Source organism: Variovorax sp. 01T439_2, from assembly GCF_056398445.1.
This window is the reverse complement of sequence record NZ_JBFTPJ010000836.1, coordinates 1-2,663: the sequence shown is the minus strand read 5'-3', so window position 1 is coordinate 2,663 and position 2,663 is coordinate 1. Positions and strand designations below refer to the sequence as shown.

Genomic DNA, 2,663 nt, shown 5'->3' with positions numbered 1-2,663 from the left:
GTCCAGCCTTGCAGCGCCGTGTCCTTGCCGTGCGTGGCGACCGCGCGTGAAAGGATCGCGAGCAGGTCGTTCGGCGTCATCCAGTCGATCGAGCGCCAGATGGCGTCCAGCGGCGCATGGTGCGCAACGACGCGCTGCAACGTGCGCCAGGCCTGCGGGAGGTCGTCGGCCCGCAGGAACGCCTGGGCCGACTGGATCTCCTTGATGATGAGCATCCAGTAGAGCTCGGACACCTGCACATGCACGATCCAGGCGTGCTCGCCCGGGTGGTCGCTGACGGTACGCTGCAGCGAGTGCAAGGTGTCGGTCTGCATCCATGCGCTGTAGGGTGTCTGGCCGGACGCGGGGCGTTCGATGGCCGCAAGGGTGGGGGTGTTGCTCATGGTGTGCTCCTGGTGGTGGGGGGATGCGTCGATGTGCCGGTGTGCATGAGGCCTTCGATCTGCTGTGCGATCTGCAGCAGGGCGCCGTCGCGGCCAGGCTTCGCCACGATCTGCAGCCCGGCGGGCAGGCGGCCGTCGCGGGCGGCAAGGGGAATCGAGATGGCCGGGAACCCCGCGACGTTGAAAGGCGCCGTGTAGGTCATCAGCGCCTCGCGCACGGTGCCCGACCAATGGCCGATATCGATCGATGCCTGATTCACCTGCGGCGCGGTGCAGGGGCAGGTCGGCAGCACGAGGTAGTCGAGCTGCGACATGGCGCGATGCAGCCGGGCGGTGAAGTCGCGCCGCGCCTGCTGCGCGCGCGCGTAGTCGCCCAGCGTGATGCTCTTGGCGCGCTCGAGCCGCTCGATGGTTTCGCGGCCGTAGTGGGTAGCGATGCGATCGGTGGCGTTGCGGCGGAAGTGCTCGACGCCGCCCTCGGTGAGGACGATGTGCGCAAAGGCCTCGAAGACGCCGTCGAACAGTCCGGGCGCATCGACGGTCGTGCACGCAAGGAATTCTCCGAGCTTCGCAACCGCGGTGTCGAACGCGGATGCGACTTCGGCGCTCGGCGGCACGGGCGCGATCTCGCGCACCACCCCGAGGCGCGCAGATGGAGAAGCGGCGTGCTGCGGCATTTCGATGTGGAATGCGCCCGCCAGCAGCGCGACGTCGTCGACCGTCGCGCCAAGAAAGCCCGGGTGGTCCAGCGTCGGTGCCAGTGCAAAGATGCCGCGCGTGGGCAGTGCGCCGAAGCTCGGCTTGAAGCCGACGACCCCGCACAGCGCGGCCGGGATCCGCACCGATCCGCCGGTGTCCGTGCCAAGGCCGGCCGCCACGGCGCCACAGGCAATCGCCGCGGCCGCGCCGCCGCTGGAGCCGCCGGGAATGCGTGTGCGGTCCAGCGGGTTCAAGGTGTCGCCGAAGGTGGCGCTGGCCGTGGTCACGCCCCATGCGAATTCATGCGTGGCCGTCTTGCCGACGGGAATGGCGCCGCGCTCGATCAGCGCGCGCACCACGTCGGCGTCGGCGTCCGGAAGGTGCCCCAGGTAGGCGGCCGAGCCGTAGCTGGTTTCGATGCCTTGGGTGTCGATCAGGTCCTTGACGCCGATGGCCAGCCCTTCCAGCGGCCGTTGCCGGCCTTGCGCATAGCGCCTGTCGCTTTCTGCCGCGGCGGCCAGCGCGCCGTCCCGGTCGATGGCGGCGAAGGCGCGCAGGTCGCGCTTGCTGGCCTGTGCGGCCTCGAGTGCCTGCTCGATCAGGGCCACGGCCGTGATGCGCCGGGCGGCCAGGGCGTCGAGCGCGTGGCGCAGGCTGGATGCGGAAGGGGCCACGGGAGATGGCGGGCAATCGGCGTTCAAGGTTTTTCTCCGGGCTCGGAAAGCCATGGGGCGGCCGCACCCGCCATCACGGCGTGACGGGTGAGGAAACGAGAGTGGAAGGCGCAGCCGCTTCGCTGCGCCGCGCGGGACCTCAGGCGGGAACTTCGGACCGGCAGTCCGCCATGGCATCCATGTAGCGGGAATGCGGCATCGAATCGAGCGACGCCTGGATCGCTTCCTTGCACAGGGAAGGCCGCCTGGCCAGCGCATCGGCATAGCGCGCGACATGGGGAAGCGCATCCCACATCGACCCCAGGCCGAGATAGTTCAGGCGCACCAGGTTGACGCCCCAGAACGCATCGGCCAGGGAGAAGGCGTTTCCGTTCAGGCAGGCGAACGAACCTGCGGCCAGGTCGCGCTCCAGGCCGATCAGCAGTTGCCTCGTCTGCTCGCGCGCGGCGCGTTGGAAGGCCGGATCGCGGCACACTTTCTTGCCGCCGCTTTCCTTCACGATCTTGGCGCGGTAGGCCGCCACCAGCTCGGGCTCGCCGGCGTTGTCGGCTATCAGGCGCTCCAGCGCCATGACCTTGTAGTCGTAGACCGTCTGCATCGAAGCCTTGAGCGCTTCGGGCCGCAGATCCGCATCCGGATGAAAGCCGTAGAGCAGCGCGCCGTTCGCAATCCTGTCGACGATGCCGACCTGGCGCATCACCTCGGCGCGCGCATCGGGTGCATCGGGAACGAGCTGGACCGGCTCGTGCGATACGCTGTCGAGGTAGATGCAGATGCGCTGCGAATCGGCGAGCACGCGGCCGGTGTCGTAGTCGACGAGCAATGGCACCACGCAGGGATCGAAGCCTTCCGTTTCGACCGATGTCCGTCCGCTGTAGCCCGATGTCCGTCCGCTGTAGCCGCTGAC

At 68.8% G+C, this 2,663-nt stretch carries 3 protein-coding genes; all 3 read right to left on the bottom strand.

Features of this window, described 5'->3' with window-relative positions; all coding sequences use genetic code 11:
* On the bottom strand, nt 1-383 hold a 383-nt coding region (locus AC1DOC_RS28525), incomplete at its 3' end, for a tryptophan 2,3-dioxygenase family protein (protein ID WP_478131006.1).
* Nucleotides 380-1,783, bottom strand: coding sequence for an amidase (locus tag AC1DOC_RS28520; RefSeq protein WP_015865472.1), 1,404 nt, complete (start codon nt 1,781-1,783; stop codon nt 380-382). The genes AC1DOC_RS28520 and AC1DOC_RS28525, both read right to left, overlap by 4 nt.
* 112 nt (nt 1,784-1,895) lie before the next feature.
* The coding region (locus AC1DOC_RS28515) for a glutathione S-transferase family protein (RefSeq protein ID WP_478131005.1) at nt 1,896-2,663 on the bottom strand (768 nt) is incomplete at its 5' end.